This is a genomic window from Biomaibacter acetigenes, from assembly GCF_003691585.1.
Taxonomy (GTDB): domain Bacteria; phylum Bacillota; class Thermosediminibacteria; order Thermosediminibacterales; family Tepidanaerobacteraceae; genus Biomaibacter; species Biomaibacter acetigenes.
Map to the genome: position 1 here is coordinate 2,526,011 of NZ_CP033169.1, position 20,722 is coordinate 2,546,732.

The window sequence follows — 20,722 nt, forward strand, 5'->3', positions numbered from 1 at the left end:
GCCAGAAAAAGGGACTTCTTTGTATGCTTATAAGATGTCCCTATTCTCTTCTCAAAAACTTAAGGATTTGTTCGATAAACCTTTCAAAATCAACAAGCTCCTTTGATGCTATTTCATAAACCCGTTCAGGGGTTACCTGCTGATATCCATGTACAACCCGATTTCTAAATCCTATCATTGAGCTATATATGGTATAACTATTTTCATCAATGACACTATGCTCTAAAAGTATACTCAATCCCTCTCGTGCATCCTCCGCAGCCTTATTAAAATGTTTTGCGCTGATATGGTAAATGATGTCAATCATTGCTTCTACTGCTGTCTGCAATGAATACTTTAACCCCTTTAAAAGCCAGGTGTCCGCCAATATTTCATCTTTATTTTTTTCTTTTAATAATTCTCTGATCGACGATATTTGTTCCTTTATATAAGATATTTTTACAGCAATCCTATCCATGTCGACCGTCATGATTTCATCCCTCCAAAATAATTTTAAGAGCTTCTTTATATCGAGGGTAGTTTTCAGAATAGAGACGGCTCACAATTTCTATCATATCGGTGACTTTGCCTTCATCTTTAATATATATGGGTTCTCCTTTTTTTAATATCTTAAACGCCAAAATATTGTTTACATTCCCTATCGATACAATATCAAAAATGTGGCCTTCATAATTACCCAACGCATTTGCCAATTTTGCAAGTAAAAGGTCCAGTTCTTTTTCACTTTTTATTGCGCCGGTTTGTAAAATGATTCCCACATCAATGTCACTGTCCGGTCTCATTTTTTCCAGGACAGACCCAAAAAAATATGCCCCAACCACTTCCGGGAACATTTCCAGTTTTTCTCGAACAAATCGTGAAAGCTTTAATCGGTCCAATTCGATAAGCTCACCCATATAAGCACCTCCGCTCATTCAATTCAATTTATCGCAAAAGGCAGCACAATGGACCCATTAAAACGGCGGCTCGCTGTGTGAAAGGCCTTTTCTTGCAACAATTATCCTTTCACGCTGCCCTACCTCGTTCTGCAGCAATTTTTCTACAAAAAGGGCTATGCCGTCTTCATCATTCCCGGCCGTCACATAGTCCGCCCTGTTCTTCACCATTTCCTGGGCGTTGCCCATGGCTACACCCAGGCCTGCGTATTCCAGCATGAGCATATCATTGATGTTGTCGCCTATGGCAATAATTTCCTCCCTCTTTATCCCCAGGCTCTCAGCTAGCACCGCCAGCCCCCTGGCCTTTGACACTTCGCCGTTTAATATATCCACGGTGTTTTTGATAGCCGTTGTCAAAAAAATACTGTCGCCGAACTTTTCTGTGAGCTCCTTTTTAAAAATATCCAGTTCATCTGGGTCCGCGTAAATGACTATTTTTGCAGGAGGCTCCTTCATTATTTCAACCGCTCCTGTAAGATTTCCGGCATTTTTCACCGGCACAAACACAAAATCCCTCAGGTAATTGTAGCACCCCACAGCGGAATACCTGCGGGAGAACCTGATAAAACGCCCGATTTGGGTTCTACGGTAATCCTTTCCGGCAAATATCTTGTAGTCCTCCATAAAAATCTGCACCTTAAAGCTCCTGTATTTTGAGGCAATCCACAAAATGTCACGGGCTATCTCCATGGGCAGGGGTTTGAAAAAACTCGTCTTGCCCGTAGATACATCCTTTATCAGGGCTCCGTCATTGCACACCAGCGGCGCATTGATGCCAATGCTCCTCGCAATGTGCCTGGCGCTGTGGTAAAACCTTCCCGTGGCTATGGTGACCTTCATCCCGGAATCCATAGCGGCGCGCAGGGCCTTTCGGGTTCGGGCGGTAATGGTATAATGGCTTGTAATTAGAGTACCGTCTATATCAAGGGCAATCAATTTGAAATCGTAATTCATCCGGATTCTCCTCATATTCAATTAAAGTGTCTCCAGCAGGCTGAGAAGCTGTTTGGCATTGATTACCGCCTGGGCATTGAAATGATTGTTCATGGCGATAAACACCAATTCGGTCTTATGGGAAAGCTCCCGGATTTTGGGTACCCACTCCGAAAGCTCTTGCTCGGAATATAAATAATCATAACGTTCATAGGATTTTTCATGGGCGTACCATTTCCGGCTGTTCCGGCCGTGAAACCGGATATACCCTATGGGGCCCGTGGCTACCACCACCGGCGGCAGGAGGCCCTTTATGGGCGGCTCATCCACACACACAAAAGCCATTTTATTTTCCCGCAAAAGCTTTATGGAATCCAGCGTCAGCCAGTCGACGGTTCGAAACTCCACCGCCAGAGGCAAATCCCCCATCCTGTCCCGGAACTTCTTCAAATAATCCCGGTTTTTCTCGTTGTTGTGAAAGCTGTAGGGGAACTGCAGCAGCACGCACCCCAGGCGCTTCTCATCCGCCAGGGGCTTTATAGCCTCTTTAAATTTATCTACCGTGGAATCACTCAGGTCTCCTCCGTGAGTCATCCCCCCAAAGGCTTTCACCACAAAGACAAATCCCTCGGGAGTCTTTTTCATCATATGATAGAACATGTAGCTTGAAGGCATGCTGTAATAGCTGGAGTTCACTTCTGTAAAGGGAAACACCTTGCTGTAAAAGGCCAGCATATCCTTTTCTTTTATGTCCTCCGGGTAAAACTTGCCCTTCCAGTCCTTGTAGGCATAACCCGATGTGGCTATAAGTATCAATTTTGTCACTCCATTTTACTGCCTGCTTTCTTAAAGTTCTGGCTGAGTTCCAGTATTCTTGTATCATTGCGCAGTGTCTTAATAGAAAGATCATTTAATCGAAGACTTTTTTTTATTATATCATAGTTCCATCACCCCGTCTCTATGTTTTGTATTTGAATTTTATTTTACCTGATCCCCCTCAGGGCCGGAGCATTGTTGGCGGTCTTGCCCAGCTTTCTCTCATTGAGGCCATCGTCTTTCAGCAGCTTTGCCCGGAATATGGCACCGTCGCCAAAGCGGTCTTTTATTTCATCTATGACCTGGTTGAGCTTGTTTTTCTTTTCATCTTCTTTAAATATAGATACCTGTTCAAATTCCTTTACGAGCTGTGAAAGGCTTACCCCCAGAAGCCTGAGGGGAGTTTTACCATCCCAGTGGGCATGGAGCAGTTTCCTGGCGGCGGCATATATGTCTTCAGTGGCACATGTATACGGTACGGTTACGGAGCGGGTGATAGTCCCAAAGGAAGCATCCCTCAGCGTAATGGTGACCGTGCGGCCCATATAGTTTTCCCGGCGCACCCTCCTTCCCACTTGCTCCGAAAGGGAAAGCAGCACCATCTCCGCCTCCTCAAAACCTGTCACATCCCTGGGAAGGGTGGTGGAATGTCCCATGGACCTGGCGCTGTCCATGGAATGCGGGTCCACGGGACTGTCGTCGATGCCGTTGGCCGCAAGATGCAAATAGCGGCCATTCAATCCGAAGGCCTGCCGCAAGAGCTCTTCAGGCACCCGGGCCAGGTCTCCGATGGTAGTAATGTTCATTTCCCTGAGGCGCTCGGCCATACGGTGCCCTACACCGAACAACTCATCCACCGGCAGGGGCCACAACATCTGCGGCACATCCTCCGGCGCCAGCACTGTAAGGCCCATAGGTTTTTTCATGTCAGACGCCATCTTGGCCAGCAGTTTATTGCAGGAAACTCCCACCGAGCAGGGGAGGTACAGTTCCTGCCGTATAGCCTTCTGTATCTTTCCGGCAATGGTGACGGAGTCCCCGAAAAGCCCTTCACACCCCGTCACATCCAGCCAGGCCTCATCGATGCTAAACACCTCCACCAGAGGCGTAAACCTGCCCAGGATATCCATCACCCTGCTGCTGGTCTTGACATAAAGGTCATAGTCAGGTTTTATGAAAATGGCTTGAGGGCACAGTCTCTTCGCCTGCCAGTTGGGCATGGCGGTCTTCACCCCGAACCTTCGGGCCTCATAAGATGCGGTGAGGATGATGCCGTTGCGCTTTTTGGGGTCCCCCGCCACCAGCACGGGCTTACCCTTGAGGGCCGGATCTTCAGCCTGGTGGCAGGAAGCGTAAAAGGCATTCATATCCACATGAATGATGGGAAGCATAAAAACCATCTCCGAACATTTGTTCTTATTTTATTTTATAACCTTTTTAAAAAAAGTCAAGACGTGGGTCAGGCTGGTTAAGAAAAAATGAGTCAGAGAACCGTCCCCTGACTCAGATCCCCTGACTCACGTCCCCTGACTCATGCTGACTCACTCTTGCAAGCCTGACCCCAAAACAAAAAAGGCCGGAAAAAAATCCGACCCTCTTACTAAAATTTGATATCAAGTTACATTTCCGCCAGCTTTTTGTAGCTTTCATATCTATCTTTGGCGTCTTCTTCGGCTTTCTTGAACAGTTGTTCAGCCTTTTCGGGGAAGGTCTGAGCCAGAGCTGAGTAGCGCACCTCCCCCATGAGGAACTCCTTGAAGGAAGCGGTTGGCGCCTTGGAATCCAGTATGAAGGGATTCTTGCCCTGTTCCTTCAAGAGCGGGTTGTAGCGGTACAGGTGCCAGTACCCGGCCTCCACGGCCTTCTTCTCCTCCAGCTGGCTTGAGCCCATGCCGATCTTGATACCATGGTTGATACAGGGAGCATAGGCGATGATGAGGGATGGTCCGGGATAGCTTTCGGCTTCGATGAGAGCCTTTATAAGCTGGTTCTGGTTGGCTCCCATGGCCACCTGGGCCACATACACATAGCCGTAGCTCATGGCAATCCTTCCCAGGTCTTTCTTCCTGGTCTTCTTTCCTGCGGCGGCAAACTGAGCCACAGCGCCGGTGGGAGTAGCTTTTGAAGACTGTCCACCGGTATTGGAGTAAACCTCGGTGTCAAACACCAGTATATTCACATCCTCGCCGGATGCCAGCACATGATCTAAGCCTCCAAAGCCTATGTCGTAGGCCCATCCGTCTCCGCCGAAGATCCACTGGGATTTTTTCACAAGATATTCCTTCATGTCAAGAATCTCGGTCAGAAGCTTCTTTGCCCTTTCATCAGCGGCTTCATATTTTTTAAGCAGCGGGATGATGGCAAGGGCTGCTTTCTTGGAGCCTTTGCCGTCATTCATATTGTCCAGCCAGATCTGGAAGGCCTCTTTAAGCTCCGGTGAAATATCCATTTTCATGGCTTCCTTAATAAGGTATGCCAATTTTTCCCTGGTCTGTTTTACCGCCAGATACATGCCATATCCAAACTCGGCATTGTCCTCAAACAGGGAGTTGGCCCAGGAAGGTCCGTGCCCATCCCTGTTGGTGCAGTAAGGTGTGGAAGGAGCGCTGCCTCCCCAGATGGATGAACATCCCGTGGCATTGGCAATCATCATTCTATCACCGAAAAGCTGTGTCACCAGTTTTGCATAGGGAGTTTCACCACAGCCTGCGCAGGCGCCCGAGAACTCCAGGAGGGGCTGCTCGAACTGGCTGCCCTTCACTGTATCGATACCCATGGGATTTTGCTTTGGCGAAAGGTTCATTGCATAATCCCAGTTGGGAATCTGACCGCTCTGGCTTTCCAGGGGCTTCATAACCAGCGCCTTTTGTTTTGCGGGGCAGGTGTTGGCGCATACTCCGCAGCCGGTGCAATCCAGCACGCTCACCTGAATGCGGAAGTTCAGCCCCTCAAAGCCCTTGCCAGTGGCCTTCTTGGAAACAAATCCTTCAGGGGCGTTCTTAACCTCTGCCTCACTCAGCAGGAAGGGTCTTATGGCAGCATGGGGACATACATAGGAGCACTGGTTGCACTGGATACAGTTGTCAGGCTGCCACTCGGGAACATTCACCGCGATGCCGCGCTTTTCATATGCTGCAGTCCCCTGGGGGAAGGTACCGTCTTCCCTGCCCACAAAGGCGCTTACCGGCAGCTTATCGCCTTCCTGACGGTTCATTACATCCGCCACATTCTTTATAAAATCGGGAACTTCTTTGGCCGCCGCGGCTTCATCCAAGGCCTCAGCCCAGGCCGCGGGAATTTCCACCTTCACCAGAGCGTCAATGCCGCTGTCCACTGCTTTGTAGTTCATGTTCACGACCTTTTCGCCCTTGTGGCCGTAAGATTCCACAATGGCCTTCTTGAGTTCCTCCACTGCCTTCTCAATAGGAATAATATTGGCCAGTTTGAAGAAGGCAGACTGCATTATCATGTTAATCCTGCCGCCAAGGCCTAATTTCTGAGCAATATCCACAGCATTTATAATATAGAAGTTGATATTGTGCTTTGCCAGGAACCTTTTTACCGAAGCCGGCAGCTTCTCCTCCAGTTCCTCGGGGGACCACTGGGTGTTGAGCAGGAAGGTACCGCCGTCCTTCAAACCTGACAGCACGTCGTACTGCCCGATATATGACTGCTTGTGGCAGGCGATGAAATCGGCCTTATCTATGAGATATGTGGACTTGATGGGCTTTTTGCCGAAGCGCAGGTGCGATATGGTTACACCTCCGGACTTCTTGGAGTCATAAGCAAAATAGCCCTGGGCATACATGTCGGTGTTGTCGCCTATGATCTTTATGGCGCTCTTGTTGGCACCCACCGTTCCGTCGGAGCCGAAGCCCCAGAACTTGCAGCACACGGTGCCCTCGGCAGTGGTGTTTATATCTTCTTCCACCTTAAGGGACGTGTTGGTAACATCATCCACGATGCCTATGGTGAAGTGATTTTTGGGCTCGGAAGCCTTTAGGTTGTCGAAAACCGCCTTTATCTGGGAAGGCGTGGTATCCTTGGAGCCAAGGCCGTAGCGGCCACCCACTATCACAGGATGAACTTTGTTTTCAAAATATGCAGTACATACGTCCTGATACAGGGGTTCGCCCTGGGAACCGGGTTCCTTGGTCCTGTCAAGCACCGCAATCTTCTTTATGGTTTTGGGTATGCTTTCAAGGAAATGTTTCACCGAAAAAGGCCTGTAGAGGTGCACTTTCAGTACTCCGACCTTTTCGCCTTTTGCCATGAGGTAATCCACGGTCTCCTCGATGGTCTCGCACACCGAGCCCATGGCCACTATTATCCTTTCGGCCTCGGGATGGCCGTAGTAGTTGAACAGGTGGTATTCTCTACCGGTAATTTTGCTGATTTCGGCCATGTACGCTTCGACAATCTCGGGCACTGCCAGGTAATACGGGTTGCATGCCTCCCGCGCCTGGAAGAAAATATCCGGGTTCTGGGCGGTGCCTCTGGTCACCGGATGCTCGGGATTCAAAGCCCTCTTCCTGAACTCCCTTACGGCCTCAAAATCCACCAGTTTTTTGAGTTCTTCGTAATCCATCACCTCAATCTTTTGGATCTCATGGGATGTCCTGAACCCGTCAAAGAAATGCAGGAATGGCACGCGGCCTTTTATGGCTGAAAGATGGGCCACTCCTCCGAGATCCATGACTTCCTGGACGCTGCCGGAAGCAAGAAGTGCAAACCCCGTCTGCCGGCAGGCCATTACATCGGAATGGTCTCCGAAAATGGATAGGGCATGGGATGCCACCGCCCTGGCGCTGACGTGAAAAACACCGGGCAAGAGCTCTCCGGCTATCTTATACATGTTGGGGATCATCAGCAAAAGTCCCTGAGATGCCGTAAAGGTGGTGGTCAAAGCTCCTGCAGCCAGGGAACCGTGTACCGCGCCGGCGGCGCCGGCCTCAGATTGCATTTCCACTACCCTTACTTCCTGGCCGAAAATATTTTTCCTGCCGTGGGCGCTCCACTCGTCCACATGCTCTGCCATGGGAGATGAAGGGGTAATGGGATAGATTGCTGCCACATCGGTGAATGCATACGCCACATGGGCGGCGGCAGCGTTGCCGTCCATGGACTTCATAGTTTTAGGCATGGATTTCTCCTCTCCTTTATTTATTTTTTTAATCAAAGGCTCCTCCCGTTTGTCTTGTTGCATAACATGCCGACCGGACCTGAGCTGTTATATTACTATTCTGCTAAAGGTAATAAAACAGCAGGCCTAATCCAGTATAATATTGATTTTTAATGGTATAACAGAAGCCTTGATAATTATATCACAGTCTTTGATTTTTGTGTATACACTTTTTTAAGGTTGACTGTGATGCAAATTAAGGTTTTTTGTATACAGGAATGCCGGTTATATGAATTCTACATAAATCCTTAAATTCCTCCCTGTTTTTCAAAAAAAAACAAATCCCGCCCAGCGGCGGGACCATGTCATTGCTTATCATTTAATGCTGCGGCTTCTTCTATAGACTTTAAGTGGTTTTTCATGAGATTTATCAAATATTTCCCGAATTCCTGCTTGAGGTCATCCCTCTTCAATGCGTGTTCCACCGTGGCTATGAGGTACCCCAGTTTGTCTCCCACATCATACCTTCGGCCTTCGAAGTTGTACGCATATATGACCTCGAAGTTTAAAAGCTCCTTCAAAGCGTCTGTGAGCTGTATCTCTCCCCCGGCGCCCGGCTTTGTGTTCTCCAGTATCTCAAAGATCCGGGGGGTTATTATATATCTGCCCAGGATGCCCATGCGGGAAGGTGCATCCTTCTTTTTGGGCTTTTCTACAAGATTGTTGACCTTGTAAATGTCCTTCTCAATGAGGCTGGCATCTATGATGCCGTATTTGTCCACATCGTCTTCAGGCACCTGCTGCACTCCCAGGATGGAACAGTTGAACCTTTCATATACATTTATCATCTGCTTCAGCACGGGCTCCTTGGCATCTATGACATCATCTCCCAGCATCACCGCAAAGGGCTCGTCCCCTACGAAGGTCCTGGCGCAGTATATGGCATGCCCCAGGCCTCGGGGCTCCTTCTGCCTTATGTAGTGTATGTCCACCATATTGGATATGTCCTCCACCAGGTTCAGTAGGCTCTCCTTGCCCTTCTTTTTGAGCTCCAGTTCCAGTTCCACCGATTTGTCAAAATGGTCCTCTATAGCCCTCTTATTCCTGCCCGTAACTATCAAAATCTCCTCTATCCCAGACTTTACTGCTTCTTCCACAATGAACTGGATTGTCGGCTTGTCCACTATGGGGAGCATCTCCTTGGGCTGAGCTTTGGTGGCCGGCAGGAATCTTATACCAAGGCCCGCCGCAGGAATAATAGCTTTTTTTATCTTCATGCCTGCACCTCTCTAAATAAATTTCAATGAATGAAAACTGCCGTTTTTTATACCGTAAATAATTATTCTACAGTAAAACAGGATTTCCTCCATAAAAACAGGATTTCTGAAACAAAAGCCTTAAAAATAAATATAAAAAAACGCGGGATTCCCGCAGTTTTTAAGGAAGGCATAGCTTATTTCGCCTGTATTATTTTAACCGGTTACAGGTTACCTGTAAAAGTAAAAAACAGGAGTATGCCGTTCAGGGTTATTATGACAGCGGTAATAAGCCACCCCACGATGTTTTCCAGGGGTTTGTTCACCAGCACCCCCATGATGCCCTTTCTGGAGGTAAGAAGCATGAGGGGTATGATGGCTGCAGGCAGGGCAAAGCTCAGGGTCACCTGGCTTAAAATCAATGCTTTCATGGGATTTATCCCCGCAGCGATGATTATCATAGCCGGGGCCATGATGACTATGCGCCTTATGTTCAGCGGTATCTTAATATCCACGAAACCGTCTATCACCGTCTCCCCCGCCAATGTGCCCACAGCAGAGGAAGACAGCCCTGATGCCAGCAGTGCTATGCCAAAGGCTGCGCTGGAAAGGTGGCCCAGCAGGGGTGCCAGAGACTGGTGGGCCTGTTCTATGGAATCCACCCGCATACCCCTGGAATAAAACACCGCAGCGGACACCACCACCATGGCGGCATTTACCATAAAGGCTATGTTCATGGCTATGGCCACATCCATCTTTTCCATGTGAAAGTGGTTGAGCTTGTGCTTAACGCTTTCGGAAGTGTTGCGGCACTGCACCAGCTGGGAATGAAGATAAATCACATGTGGCATCACCGTAGCCCCCAGCATACCTACTGCAATCAATACCGCATATCCATCGGGAAGCGATGGAACGATAGTGTGGATGGCCACTTTCTGCCAGTCGGGCTTTGCCAGGAACATCTCGACGCCGTAGGCGGCGCATATCACCGCCACCAGCAGGGTTATGACGACCTCCACCACCCGCTGGCCGTATTTTTCCATGTAAGTTATCAAGAAGGTTATAACCCCGGTGATTATGCCGGCATACACAAGAGGTATGCCGAACAGCAGGTACAGCCCCAGGGCACCGCCCAGGAATTCCGCCAGGGTTGTGGCCATAGCTGCGATGACGGCCACAGTCCACAAAAACCAGTTAACTTTCCTCGAAAAAGTCCTGGCACACATCTGGGGCAGGTTATATCCTGTGGCTATCCCCAGCTTGGCAGATACCGTCTGCAAAAAAATAGCCATGAGATTGCTCCACAGTATCACCCATATCAGGCTGTAATTGAAATACGAGCCCCCGCTTATGTTTGTGGCAAAGTTGCCCGGGTCTATGTAAGCCACGCTCACCACAAAGGCGGGCCCAAGAAACCTGAGCAAAACCCGCGCATTTGACTTTAAATCCCGTACCCTGGCCCATAACGGCACTTTCCATCCCGTTTTGCCCGCTTCATATTCCATATCTCCGGACACCCGCATAACTTCCTCATTCAAACGGACCGGCAAGGCAGTCACATCCTTTCTCCACAGCCGGCTATTAAACCAGGCTAAAAATTTTAATCTCATCTAACTTCTCTTTTAATTCCAGAATATGAATCCCGTTTTAAAGGTGTGACTTTCCGCATATAATTTAGTAATCGGAAGTTTGAAGGCGGGTGAAAAATATGCATGAGAGAAACTTTTTTACCTTTACGGAATACATGAAAAAAGAAGACCAGCTTCTCAGCGCCGCCATGGAAGACTATGTGGAGATGATATACAGGCTGTCCAGAGAAACGGGCTTTATCAGGATAAACGAGCTTGCATCGGCCCTGAACATAAAGCCCCCTTCAGCCACAAAAATGGTACAAAAGCTAGCTGAACTTAAGCTCTTAAACTACGAAAAATACAATATTATAACCCTGGAACCCAAAGGGGCCAGGCTGGGCAGGGCCTTACTGAAAAGGCACACTACCCTGGAGGAATTTCTCAAACTGCTGGGGGTACCCAGGACCATCCTACTGGATGAGGTGGAAAAAATAGAGCATACCATAAGCCCCGGCACAGTGAAAAAAATTGAATACCTGGTAAAGTATTTAAAAAATCACCAGGAAATTCTGGAAGATATATTTAAAAAATAAAGCATATTTACAAAATACTCGATAATTGGTATGATAGGAATAAGGAGGATAAAATGTAGATATCTGTAAATATAGAGAGAAACCTTTTGCCGTCGCACTGTAATTCATGCTTTTACACCATACTGGGGGAATAAAAGGAGTTGGGGGCTATTGTTAATAATCAAATTTAAAAGGAGGTTCGACAATGGCACAATTGATCGGCATCGATGTCGGGTATGGTTTTGTAAAGGTTACTGACGGCGAGGCTGGTTATTCTTTTCCAAGCGTCGTGGGCGAAGGCCATACAAAGCCCACATTCAGCACGAGAATGGGCCAATTCTCGGCAATCGACCATCTCAAAGTGGGCATAGGCAAAAGGATCTATTTTGTGGGAAAAGCCGCCATCAGACATTCCAAATTCGTTTACCGCGACCTATCCTATAACCGTTCCGTGGGAGAAGACTTTGAAATCCTTTTTTTCAGCGCCCTGAGCTTATTTTCCGGCGGCGCTTCTACCGAATTCAACGTGGTCACGGGCCTTCCCGTCGAAAGGATGCACATGGCGGAAAATCTCGTCAGAAGGATCAAAGGCGAACGCACCATAACTCTTTACAGGGACGGAAACAGCCGGGATATCCAGTTAAATGTCAGGGATGTGGAGATCGTGCCTCAGCCTCTCGGAACTTACTGGTCCCAGTTTTCCGGCCTCTGGGGCCAGGAGGCGGAATCCCTGCCCGAAGGCCGCATTGGAGTAGTAGATATAGGTTTCAGAACTACGGACCTTGCCGCCATAGAGGACTCCGAATACATCCCAGAAAAAAGCAAGTCGCTATCGGTAGGCCTGGCCACCGCGTACAGCGAGATAGGCCTGAGCCTTGCTTCTCAATACGGACTGGAAAAGGAAAGCTATGCCCTGGACGGGATAGTCATAAAGCGCAAAATCAATGTGGCGGGAGAATCTATCGACATCACGGATATTGTCAACGATGCCTTTGAAAAACTGGCCACCAACATCCTGGTGGAAATCAACTCTCAGTGGAGGGTATCGGATTTCGACAGCATTATAATAAGCGGAGGCGGTGGACATGCCATAAGCCAGTACCTGCTGCCCCAGCTTTCTCAGGCAAAACTTGTCTCCGACCCCATAACAGCCAATTGCCGCGGATACCTGGCCTGGGCCAGCCGGCTGTGGAATCCTCCATCCCGCGTCGGGAAGTCACAGGAAGAGTATATAGCGCAGCCTTAGGGTGGTATGATTTGAGCAGAAATATATTAGAATTATTCAACAATCTCCTGAATCCGGAAGCCCAACCCAGGGAAAGCTGCGGCCATATGGAAATCAGCGGAGCCTTCACCGGGGATATCTGCAATGGAATGAACGTATTCGTCGCCCCTTCGGGTTATATAAAAGGCAGCATAAAAGCCAGAACGCTGGTAATCGCCGGAAAGGTCCATGGAAATGTCGAAGCTTACAGCCTGGTCATTCACTCTTCCGGCGAGCTGGTATACAACAAACTGGTCTATAGGGAATTGCTGGTGGAAGAAGGAGGCGTAATGATCTGCGCAAATGATGCCGCCGACGCTCACGGGATGCCTGCAATATCCCGGGCGCCGGCATCCGCAGTGTCAGAAACGAATATGCCGAATTCTCAACCATTGCCACAGCCGGTGATTCATAAATCGACAGCGGAAGAAACTCAGCCGCAAACGCCGGATATGGAAGAGACTCCACCAGGAATACCGGCGGTGGGAGAAACTCCGGCCCGGGTACCGGTAGTGAAAGAATTACCTCAAACGTATACGGCACCGCAAGCATCAGTGCCTATACCACAGGCTTCATCGTTTCCGGCAACATCTCACACCACCGCTTCCAGCAAAGAAGTGCATTTTCACAGCAGTTTTTAAAGCCGCTGAGCTGTGCAGACCCACAGCAGCGGCTTTTCTTTCATGTCCTTTAAATTAGAAAATTGCAGTTAAGTCAAAAAAGATCCAGCAATTTTTTCACAGTATACTCTGGAACCTTCACTTCACCCAACCCCAGTTCCCATTCGTGAAAGATTCCGTGATAATCGGAACCCCCGGTTGTAATCAGTCCATATTTTGTAGCCAGTTCTTCAAATTTACTTATATCCTTCCGGATATGCCCCGCGTAATACACTTCTATACCTTTGATACCATCCTTCACAAGTTGCGGGATCAAGTCATCACTGTGATAAAGGCCAGGATGGGCCAAGACCGGAATTCCTCCGGCTTCCTTTATTATGTTAATAGCTTCTTTAGCAGACACGGCCGGAAAAGGTACATAGGCAATTTTACCATATACAAAATATTGCAGATAACCCTTCATGGCCTGTTTTCGGGAAGCAAAATAACCTTTTTTCAGCATGCACTCAAGAATATGGTTTATTCCAATCCAGCGACGATTTCCTGCCACAGCGGCCACTTCATCCCAGCCTACATCTAACCCTGAATTTGCCAGTAAAGCCACCATCCTCCTGGTGACCTCCGTTCTGGCTGTGATCATTTCATTCAAAGCATTATTAAATTCAGGATTTTTCCAATTGACATTATATCCAAGAATATGGATTACGGTATTGGTATTTTCCCCCTCTATATCCACAAAGGCTTCTATCTCCACTCCGGGAATAACCTTTATATTTTTGCCTTCGGCGGCTTTCATAGCCTCAGGGATACCATCCACCGACTCATGGTCAGTAATGGCTATGGCTTTTAGTCCCAACTTCTCAGCCTTATCCATTATCTCCCACGGCGAAAAACTACCGTCAGAAGCGGTTGTATGAATGTGTAGATCGATCATTTTTTTCACCTTTAACATCCAACATCATGGAAGGTCAAACAATTTCTTCCCAAAATACTCTTCAAAAAGCGCCGGGCGCTCATCATATTCAACCAGGCATCCGGCAACCCTTACTGCTTTTTTTGCACTCTCAACTCCTTGCGGGCAAATAACTATATATCCAGAAGCAAGTTCCCTGCCGGGTATCGCCAGGGCTGTACATCCGGCCATATTTGCCGATCTCAATAGATATTTACCGGAGGATTTTTGCAAAAGCTCTCCCGTTTCTCCCAACAATCCTGCCACCGAATCACCAATTCCAAAAAGGTCTACAGGCCCTTCTCTGGTAACAATAACATCACAGGGATTTTCACAACTGTTTTTTTCAGGCCATATGGAACGAAGCCATGATAAGGATTGTTGCCTGTCCCATAGTCCATCAGGAGCTTTGATTTCGAAAGTTTCGGCCCCTCGTGCCTCCAGGTTTCTTGCTACAGGTCTGAGTGCATCAGCCATGTCTTTACCGTCTGGCAAAGTAATGCCGGGCCCTGGATACCCGATCTTGATTCCTGATAAATCTTTATTTTGCCTTTCTTTCAGAAACACCCCGGGCATATCCATTAAATCTTCTACCGTTTTTAGTATTTCTTCAAGATTTCGCCCCAGTATCCCTATGGCAGGCTCAAACCATTTTCCATCAGTAGCTTTGTGGTGCTCGCCGGTTCCTAAGCCCAGGCCTTTCCCCATTATCGCAAAAAGCTGTGTAGCCAGAGCAGGCCCCAGTACCGAACCACCGCCATCGGTTCCTATAGCAATATCGGTTATGCCCTTTAGCAGATTAACAGCACCACCGCTGGTGGAACCGGTCATCATTTTCCCTGTGAGAGGGTTTATAAGTCCCGTATCAATAGCTCTTCCGCCGGGTGCCATCCTATCCACCGTGATATGAATGTAACCCTTTTCTGGAGTAAGGCGATCTTTTACCCAGGTAGGCACTCCTTTTTCCTTTATGCCCAAAAGGCAAAGGGGGCGTTCTATATCACTTTTCACATACCTTTCTGCCTGTTCCTGAATATCTCCAACTAGAGAAACTATCGAAGTACTTAAATGTTTTTGGGCCCTCATAAGGGCTCCTACCAGTCTAATCATTTCAGTAGATTTTTCAAAAGAAGTTCTTTGAGACATGAAATTCCTCCTAATCAGTTCCTAAAAAGCGAGGAATCTGCTCGGATTTTCTACAGTCATTTTTTTAATGATGTCACAGGTCACCCCCTGTTTTTGCAGTTTTTCCAGGAAAGAATCATATAAATATACATAGCCATGGCCTCCGAATTTTTTTAAATAAGTCTTCCTTGTAATATCACAGGAAAGCAATATATTGTTTTCAAAACCTTTATCTAACAGCTCAAGCAAATTTTGAATCCTTGCTTCATCAGTGCGATATCGGACCTTCCCTACAGTGTCAAATTGAATAAAAGCGCCCCACCTTAACAGCTCTAATTGCTCATGAATATTTTCGTTAAGATCCTGGTGGCCAAAAGAAATTTTTTCAGGTGAAATGTCTTCTTCATCGAAAATCTTTCTCTGCTCAAGTCCCATAGTTCCAAGTTCGCAATGAGTACTTATAGGTGCTCCGGTAACCTTATGGGATCTTGCTACGGCCCGGAAAACCTTTTGTTCCGACGGAGTTATAACGTTGTAGCTACTGCCTATTTCGCCATATACCCCTGCTTTTATCCCGGTGTTCTCCATATCTGACAAAATCTCATTCGTCAACTTTTCCGCCAATTCTTCTAAAGATAACTCAACAACTTCCGGAGGATAGTATTCTTCTTTGTAATAACCGGTTCCCGCTACGATATATAGTTCATTTTTCTCCGCCAATTCTTTAAGAAGTCCAGGATTTCTGCCCATTCCTATGTTTGTCAGCTCAACGATGGTATTTACCCCTAGTTCCTTAAGAGTATTAAGCTCTTCACTGATAGCCGGAAGGGTTTCCTGGTTGCCAAGAATCGACGTGGTTTCTCCCCTCACACCGGAAAGGTTCATAGCCAGATGTTCATGTACCATGGCTCCCTTGATTTTATCCTTCTTTATTTCGCCGGTGACGGTTTGGATTTTTTTATCCATTCTAAAAAACCTCCTCAGGAAAAAAGGGGAGGAGAAAATTGGCAAACCCAATACCCCTCCCCAAAAACTTTACTACATTAGATGAATCAAATAGAAGATATTTACCAGAATCCCTGTAATTATAGCCGCCAGCGGTGATGATGCGAGCCTTATGATAGGACGGCCAAGAGTTTCGTTTATCATATAAAGTGATGCAAATATAGCAAAGGCAAGCCAGTTCTGCCCCTGCACTCCCGGCGGGTTCATGTTGAGCACCGCCATGGCAGAACCTACGAGAAGGGCAATTTCCAGCACATTATTCATGGAAGTCCTTATATTGTCAGATGCTTCACGGATTGAAGGGAATTTTTCCAGGCCCACGCCCACCAATCGGAGAGCGGACACCTCGGCCAGTATTGTCAAAGCTCCCAGTACAAAGGCCATAATATGACCAAAGAAACCTTCGCCAAATAGCGTTGGCGCGAGCCAGTAACCTACAGGATATACGAAAGTCAAACCCACAACTCCGTAAACACCGGATGCCAGTGATGTCGTGACAATTAGCGGTAGAAACGCCAATCCACGGACGAAGTCAGCAGCCGCCACACTTATGAGCTGGCCTTTATTTCCCGTTGCATATATCTGACTTAAGAGCTGAAAGTCAACTTCGGAACCCGCAAACCATTTCATGTTGCTGATGAGTGCCACAAGACCGCCAATGACCATCAATAAAGGCAGTGAATTAAATATACGTCTGGTGTTAGCCTCAAAAATATTTTCACCTGATGCTTTGTCTTTTGCCCCCATATCTTTAGATATCGCAAAAATTATCAACATTAGTACACCAATGAACATTTCCAGAGCTTCCGCATATATGGGGGTTCCGCCTACGGTAATGATTTTTAATGCCGCCAGCTGCCTTGCGATAAGTTCAAGGACAAGAGTGATGGCACCTTTCTTCCAACCAAACTGGGAAAAAATAGCCAGCACAGGAAATAGCGCAAATCCTGCTATAACCGGGGATGACAGTGCTCCTAAGGCATCCAGCATATTGACAGGCATTAATTTGAACAGGGTGTTCAATGCACCAAAAAATGCCGTCACACCTATACCCCAACCTGCGCCCAGGACTGCCGCCAGCCATGAATACGGGGCCACAACCCCCAGAATATCCGTGGGCAAAAATAGCAGCCAGGGGTTGAGAAGGTTTGAAGAAAGCGTAAAAGCAAATCCAACCGACACGATAAATCCCGCACTCAAGCCAAAAGCTACCGAGCTCATTTCAGCCCTTTTCATGCGCCCTTGATAATACTCCGGCATGATGGGACGTATACCATCATGAAATACCGCGCGACCGTAGTGAGAAGCTAAAGAAGTAAGAGCACACAGAACTGCTACCACACCTAACTTGATAAACATTTGTTTGTTCCCCCTTTACACTAATTTAAAATTCCATGTTTTTTAAGGATGCTTTTTACCAACATGGGCACCGCCTCGTCAATAGCTTCAACTGACATACCGAAGGCAATCTTGCCGGCCTGAACAAGCTTGTCTATTTCTTCAGCTTTAGGGCGGCCACCAGCCTTTGCCACAGTGGCACAGTTGCCATAACCTAATATTCCTATTGGAATCGACAGAGCAGCACCGCCCCCGCTGTTGCAGGCACCGAAATAGTAATCGGCCTGGCCCTGTTTTATCTTTTTTGCGGCTTCAAAGTCTGACATTACAGCCACGGTAACATTATCCCCTCCCGCAGATCTTGCGGCTCTTTCAATAGCATCCTTATTCAGGCCTCCCACAACAATGCGTATAGGCATTATTCCCAACTCCTTTCTTTAAAAAGTTTCTTCTGATAGTTTTTGAACTTTTTATGAACCGCCCACCACCTCCTTATAAAATTATGAGTTCAACAGTAAATTCATATACATAGCTATAAAGTTTATTTCACCTTTTGGAACATCTTTTATACCAAGAGTATCCTCAAAAAGTATTTCGGCCTCTCGTAAAATCTCCGGATGTTCTCTTACAGCCACTTCAGCTTCTTCACTACTCTCCTCTATGGCTTCATTGCAGGCAATACGGGAAAGGGCTTTAGCCAGGTGAGTGGCAAACATCCCCCCCATCTCTTTTTCCACCTTTATCTTTAGTTTATTTTCTAAATAATTTATAGCCTTAATGGTCCTGTCCTTATCCTGTTCGCTTATTTGACCCGATGTATGCAATATCTCAAGTCTTTCAAGAATCTCGCTGTCCATCTTGACTCCCCTTTAACAAATCAAGTTTAGAAAACTTCTCCCGTGTTCGGGCTTTTGGATGCCGAAATAATCGGCTATGGTGGCACCTATGTCGGAAAGGGTATCCCTTTCTCCCAGATTCACGGCCTTCAGTTCCTTTCCATACACCAGCAAAAGGGCTTTTTCCCTGGTGTGATGGCTGTGGCCTATGGTGGGATCATTGCCGTGATCTCCTGTGATAATAAGCAAGTCCTGCTCTTTCATCTGCTCTAAAATACTTTTAAGATAAAGGTCCGCCGTCATCAACCTTTCAGCATATCTTGAGGCATCCATGGCATGGCCTGCCAGGTCCGTCTCCTGGACATTGGCGGCAATAAGGCCGGTTTTCTGGGAAACCATTTTTTCTAGAATTAATTCCATGACTCCTTCCGTCTCCACCATGGGAAAGTATTCAGCACCATCACACTCTATCACATCGGCCATCTTGCCGATGAGGGATACAGGATAGCCTTGCCGGTGAAGCAGTGTTGGGACCTGAACTTCAGGGTTTACACCGTATCCCAGATGTCTTACCATGTAGCCACTCCTGTAAACCCCGGATTTGGGGCAATCGATGCCGGTAATGGAACCATCCTTGAATTCAATAGCTTTTAAAATATCATCCATGGCAATATCCCTTCCACCCAGGACAATAACCCTGCCAACTTCCACATTTTCTCTGACAATCCTGCCTATGGTCAATTCTTCCTCAAAAGATATATAATCCAGGGGTGCGGTGACATTGTAGTTTTGTCCGGGGTCCGCCTCTATGTTGTCCGCCACTGTCACAAGGCCGTTCACGAGGAGGAAAGGGTGTTCCGGATCCGGTATTTTTACATCATATCCTGCTTTTTTAAGGGCTTTTTCGACCCGGTCCATAAATTTGATAAAAGGTTTTACTACCGGCATTCTGGGCTTGCTCCCTATTATCTCCTGATGCCCCTGATATGTGTCGGCTCCAAAATGGGCAAGCTTGCTTTTACCATAACTTCCGAGAGGGTTTGACGGCCTTTTTATTTCTCCGAATCCACCAGATACCCGACGCCCAGGGCCTCAAGGCTCGGAATGTTAAAATCTTTTACAGCTTCGGCCACATGCTTTAAGGTATTGGCTCCCCTATCTTGCGGCCGCACTTTCATCACATCCTCCATTTCACCGACACCCAGACTATCTATTACCAGCAATATAACCCTCTTCATCTTATTCTATCTCCCATGGAGTTGAATATGCCCAAAATTTTGGGGTTACCCTTGTGAATTCCCTCTATGATTGCCACCTTTGACCTGGTAACGAAGATCTGGGTCCTGAAGGAATATATCACCGTTTCACCGGGGTAGAGTTTGGTACCTTCGGTTTCCAGTGAAGTATAATAATCGATGGATTCAGGAGAAATATCTCTTGCCTCTAATATAAGTTTTTTACCGGGAATATACGCCTTTTCCAACCTGGAACGTGGGTAGAAACCGCCGCCGAACACATAAGCTCTTTTTTCATCACTATGGGAAACTTCCGTAACATAAACCATGGACTGAACTTCCGGCTCATGTCCCCTTGAATGAAGCGGCGTGGTGCCCGTAAGGGAATGGCCGGGTTCTCCGTGTGTGGCTCCCGTCTCCTTTAAAAGAGGCATAGTTGATACACAGGTGACACTGGGAGCATTGATCTGGGCAATATCAAAGCCCATATCCTTTAACTGCCGTGCCGCCGTTGTTATAGTGTATAAATTTGCCGTAGGCTCTATTTTTGCAGAATCATAGTCATACAGCAGACATGGGAAAGATGTTACTCCTATGATCCTAACGTTTGCAAACTTTTTTATGGCCGATGCAGTCCTTTCCAGATCTTTTAAAGGGATTCCTCCCTCCTGCCCCGGATATATGCAGTCGCCATCATCTACAACCCTTAAAAGAATATCTTGCACTATTCCCAGCTCGCCTGCCGCATCGTCTATCTCCCGAGCTTTTTCCAGGCTGAAACAGGTGATAACTTCAGGTTTCATCTGCAAAGCTTCCTTTAACAATGCTCGGGGCACCTGGACTATGTGGCCCATATGTCCTATAGTAATACCGTTTTTGTAAAGAACCCTGGCTTCATCCATATCCACTGCTACAGCACTTTCAATGCCCGCCTGCACTATAGTCTTTGCCACTACAAGATTTCTGCCAAATTGTTTTGTCATAAAGTATAAATTTATTCCAAGCTTTTTGGCCGTTTCTGCTATTAAATTCGCGTTCTTCCCGACCGAATCCAGATCTATACAATAGGTATTGGGCTCTATTAAACCTTTTTTATGAAAAGCCGCAGCAGCTTCTATCAGTTCTGGATTGTTCTTCAA

18 protein-coding genes and 1 pseudogene are annotated in these 20,722 nt (G+C 47.2%); 3 read left to right on the forward strand and 16 right to left on the reverse strand.

Translation table 11 applies throughout. From position 1 onward, the window contains the following. Positions 1 to 40: 40 nt before the first annotated feature. The 8 genes from hepT to D2962_RS12865 form a co-directional block, all read right to left on the reverse strand. A complete protein-coding gene (gene hepT / locus D2962_RS12830) occupies positions 41 to 469 on the reverse strand; it encodes a type VII toxin-antitoxin system HepT family RNase toxin (RefSeq protein ID WP_245984686.1) in 429 nt (142 codons plus the stop codon). 4 nt (positions 470 to 473) lie between these two features. Next, a complete protein-coding gene (locus tag D2962_RS12835; protein WP_162991218.1) occupies positions 474 to 896 on the reverse strand; it encodes a nucleotidyltransferase domain-containing protein in 423 nt (140 codons plus the stop codon). Between the two features lie 57 nt (positions 897 to 953). Beyond that, positions 954 to 1,892, reverse strand: a complete 939-nt coding sequence (locus tag D2962_RS12840) for a Cof-type HAD-IIB family hydrolase (protein WP_162991219.1) — start codon at positions 1,890 to 1,892, stop codon at positions 954 to 956. 21 nt (positions 1,893 to 1,913) lie between these two features. After that, the gene (locus tag D2962_RS12845) at positions 1,914 to 2,696 is read right to left on the reverse strand and encodes a DUF72 domain-containing protein (protein WP_245984688.1); all 783 of its coding nucleotides are present in this window, start codon (positions 2,694 to 2,696) and stop codon (positions 1,914 to 1,916) included. Positions 2,697 to 2,854: 158 nt separating this feature from the next. After that, positions 2,855 to 4,078: a DNA polymerase IV gene (locus D2962_RS12850; protein WP_122015200.1), complete on the reverse strand. Its 1,224-nt coding sequence runs from the start codon at positions 4,076 to 4,078 to the stop codon at positions 2,855 to 2,857. A gap of 227 nt (positions 4,079 to 4,305) precedes the next feature. Continuing rightward, a complete protein-coding gene (gene nifJ, locus D2962_RS12855; RefSeq protein WP_122015796.1) occupies positions 4,306 to 7,830 on the reverse strand; it encodes a pyruvate:ferredoxin (flavodoxin) oxidoreductase in 3,525 nt (1,174 codons plus the stop codon). Between the two features lie 344 nt (positions 7,831 to 8,174). Continuing rightward, positions 8,175 to 9,086, reverse strand: a complete 912-nt coding sequence (galU, locus tag D2962_RS12860) for a UTP--glucose-1-phosphate uridylyltransferase GalU (protein ID WP_122015201.1) — start codon at positions 9,084 to 9,086, stop codon at positions 8,175 to 8,177. 203 nt (positions 9,087 to 9,289) lie between these two features. Next, positions 9,290 to 10,615: an Nramp family divalent metal transporter gene (locus D2962_RS12865; protein WP_222927535.1), complete on the reverse strand. Its 1,326-nt coding sequence runs from the start codon at positions 10,613 to 10,615 to the stop codon at positions 9,290 to 9,292. A 158-nt stretch (positions 10,616 to 10,773) separates the two neighbouring features. Between D2962_RS12865 and mntR the strand changes: the two genes are divergently transcribed. From mntR to D2962_RS12880, 3 genes are all read left to right on the forward strand, one after another. Then, positions 10,774 to 11,229, forward strand: coding sequence for a transcriptional regulator MntR (gene mntR, locus D2962_RS12870; protein ID WP_120766411.1), 456 nt, complete (start codon positions 10,774 to 10,776; stop codon positions 11,227 to 11,229). 184 nt (positions 11,230 to 11,413) lie between these two features. Beyond that, positions 11,414 to 12,454, forward strand: coding sequence for a ParM/StbA family protein (locus D2962_RS12875; RefSeq protein ID WP_120766412.1), 1,041 nt, complete (start codon positions 11,414 to 11,416; stop codon positions 12,452 to 12,454). 11 nt (positions 12,455 to 12,465) lie between these two features. Continuing rightward, positions 12,466 to 13,113 carry a polymer-forming cytoskeletal protein gene (locus D2962_RS12880; protein ID WP_120766413.1) on the forward strand — a complete coding sequence of 216 codons (648 nt, stop codon included), beginning with the start codon at positions 12,466 to 12,468 and terminating at the stop codon, positions 13,111 to 13,113. A gap of 73 nt (positions 13,114 to 13,186) precedes the next feature. On the opposite strand, the gene D2962_RS12885 is transcribed toward D2962_RS12880, so the two are convergent. The 8 genes and pseudogenes from D2962_RS12885 to D2962_RS12920 all read right to left on the reverse strand — a co-directional run bounded on the left by D2962_RS12885 (position 13,187) and on the right by D2962_RS12920 (position 20,722). Next, complete coding sequence (locus D2962_RS12885; RefSeq protein ID WP_120766414.1) at positions 13,187 to 14,026, reverse strand: PHP domain-containing protein; 840 nt, start codon at positions 14,024 to 14,026, stop codon at positions 13,187 to 13,189. 24 nt (positions 14,027 to 14,050) lie between these two features. Then, the gene (locus D2962_RS12890) at positions 14,051 to 15,190 is read right to left on the reverse strand and encodes an amidase family protein (RefSeq protein WP_122015203.1); all 1,140 of its coding nucleotides are present in this window, start codon (positions 15,188 to 15,190) and stop codon (positions 14,051 to 14,053) included. Between the two features lie 21 nt (positions 15,191 to 15,211). Then, complete coding sequence (locus D2962_RS12895) at positions 15,212 to 16,135, reverse strand: phosphotriesterase family protein (RefSeq protein WP_122015204.1); 924 nt, start codon at positions 16,133 to 16,135, stop codon at positions 15,212 to 15,214. 72 nt (positions 16,136 to 16,207) lie between these two features. Continuing rightward, entirely contained in the window at positions 16,208 to 17,533 is a 1,326-nt protein-coding gene (locus D2962_RS12900; protein WP_122015205.1) for a YhfT family protein, read from the reverse strand. Positions 17,534 to 17,553: 20 nt separating this feature from the next. Continuing rightward, positions 17,554 to 17,931 carry a DUF2620 domain-containing protein gene (locus tag D2962_RS12905; protein WP_120766418.1) on the reverse strand — a complete coding sequence of 126 codons (378 nt, stop codon included), beginning with the start codon at positions 17,929 to 17,931 and terminating at the stop codon, positions 17,554 to 17,556. A gap of 81 nt (positions 17,932 to 18,012) precedes the next feature. After that, on the reverse strand, positions 18,013 to 18,369 hold the full coding sequence (locus D2962_RS12910) for a PRD domain-containing protein (protein ID WP_122015206.1): 357 nt from the start codon (positions 18,367 to 18,369) through the stop codon (positions 18,013 to 18,015). A 12-nt stretch (positions 18,370 to 18,381) separates the two neighbouring features. Then, positions 18,382 to 19,586: pseudogene (locus tag D2962_RS12915) on the reverse strand (phosphopentomutase). Beyond that, positions 19,583 to 20,722 (reverse strand): YhfX family PLP-dependent enzyme, encoded by a 1,140-nt coding sequence (locus D2962_RS12920; RefSeq protein WP_245984693.1) that lies wholly within the window; start codon positions 20,720 to 20,722, stop codon positions 19,583 to 19,585. The pseudogene D2962_RS12915 and the gene D2962_RS12920 overlap by 4 nt, the downstream one beginning before the upstream one ends.

What these genes read in the sequence shown, in the direction of transcription:
- hepT (WP_245984686.1), bottom strand. Translation starts at nt 469, where the DNA reads ATGACGGTCGACATGGATAGGATTGCTGTAAAAATATCTTATATAAAG.
- D2962_RS12835 (WP_162991218.1), bottom strand. Translation starts at nt 896, where the DNA reads ATGGGTGAGCTTATCGAATTGGACCGATTAAAGCTTTCACGATTTGTT.
- D2962_RS12840 (WP_162991219.1), bottom strand. Translation starts at nt 1,892, where the DNA reads ATGAATTACGATTTCAAATTGATTGCCCTTGATATAGACGGTACTCTA.
- D2962_RS12850 (WP_122015200.1), bottom strand. Translation starts at nt 4,078, where the DNA reads ATGCTTCCCATCATTCATGTGGATATGAATGCCTTTTACGCTTCCTGC.
- nifJ (WP_122015796.1), bottom strand. Translation starts at nt 7,830, where the DNA reads ATGCCTAAAACTATGAAGTCCATGGACGGCAACGCTGCCGCCGCCCAT.
- galU (WP_122015201.1), bottom strand. Translation starts at nt 9,086, where the DNA reads ATGAAGATAAAAAAAGCTATTATTCCTGCGGCGGGCCTTGGTATAAGA.
- mntR (WP_120766411.1), top strand. Translation starts at nt 10,774, where the DNA reads ATGCATGAGAGAAACTTTTTTACCTTTACGGAATACATGAAAAAAGAA.
- D2962_RS12875 (WP_120766412.1), top strand. Translation starts at nt 11,414, where the DNA reads ATGGCACAATTGATCGGCATCGATGTCGGGTATGGTTTTGTAAAGGTT.
- D2962_RS12885 (WP_120766414.1), bottom strand. Translation starts at nt 14,026, where the DNA reads ATGATCGATCTACACATTCATACAACCGCTTCTGACGGTAGTTTTTCG.
- D2962_RS12890 (WP_122015203.1), bottom strand. Translation starts at nt 15,190, where the DNA reads ATGTCTCAAAGAACTTCTTTTGAAAAATCTACTGAAATGATTAGACTG.
- D2962_RS12895 (WP_122015204.1), bottom strand. Translation starts at nt 16,135, where the DNA reads ATGGATAAAAAAATCCAAACCGTCACCGGCGAAATAAAGAAGGATAAA.
- D2962_RS12900 (WP_122015205.1), bottom strand. Translation starts at nt 17,533, where the DNA reads ATGTTTATCAAGTTAGGTGTGGTAGCAGTTCTGTGTGCTCTTACTTCT.
- D2962_RS12905 (WP_120766418.1), bottom strand. Translation starts at nt 17,931, where the DNA reads ATGCCTATACGCATTGTTGTGGGAGGCCTGAATAAGGATGCTATTGAA.
- D2962_RS12910 (WP_122015206.1), bottom strand. Translation starts at nt 18,369, where the DNA reads ATGGACAGCGAGATTCTTGAAAGACTTGAGATATTGCATACATCGGGT.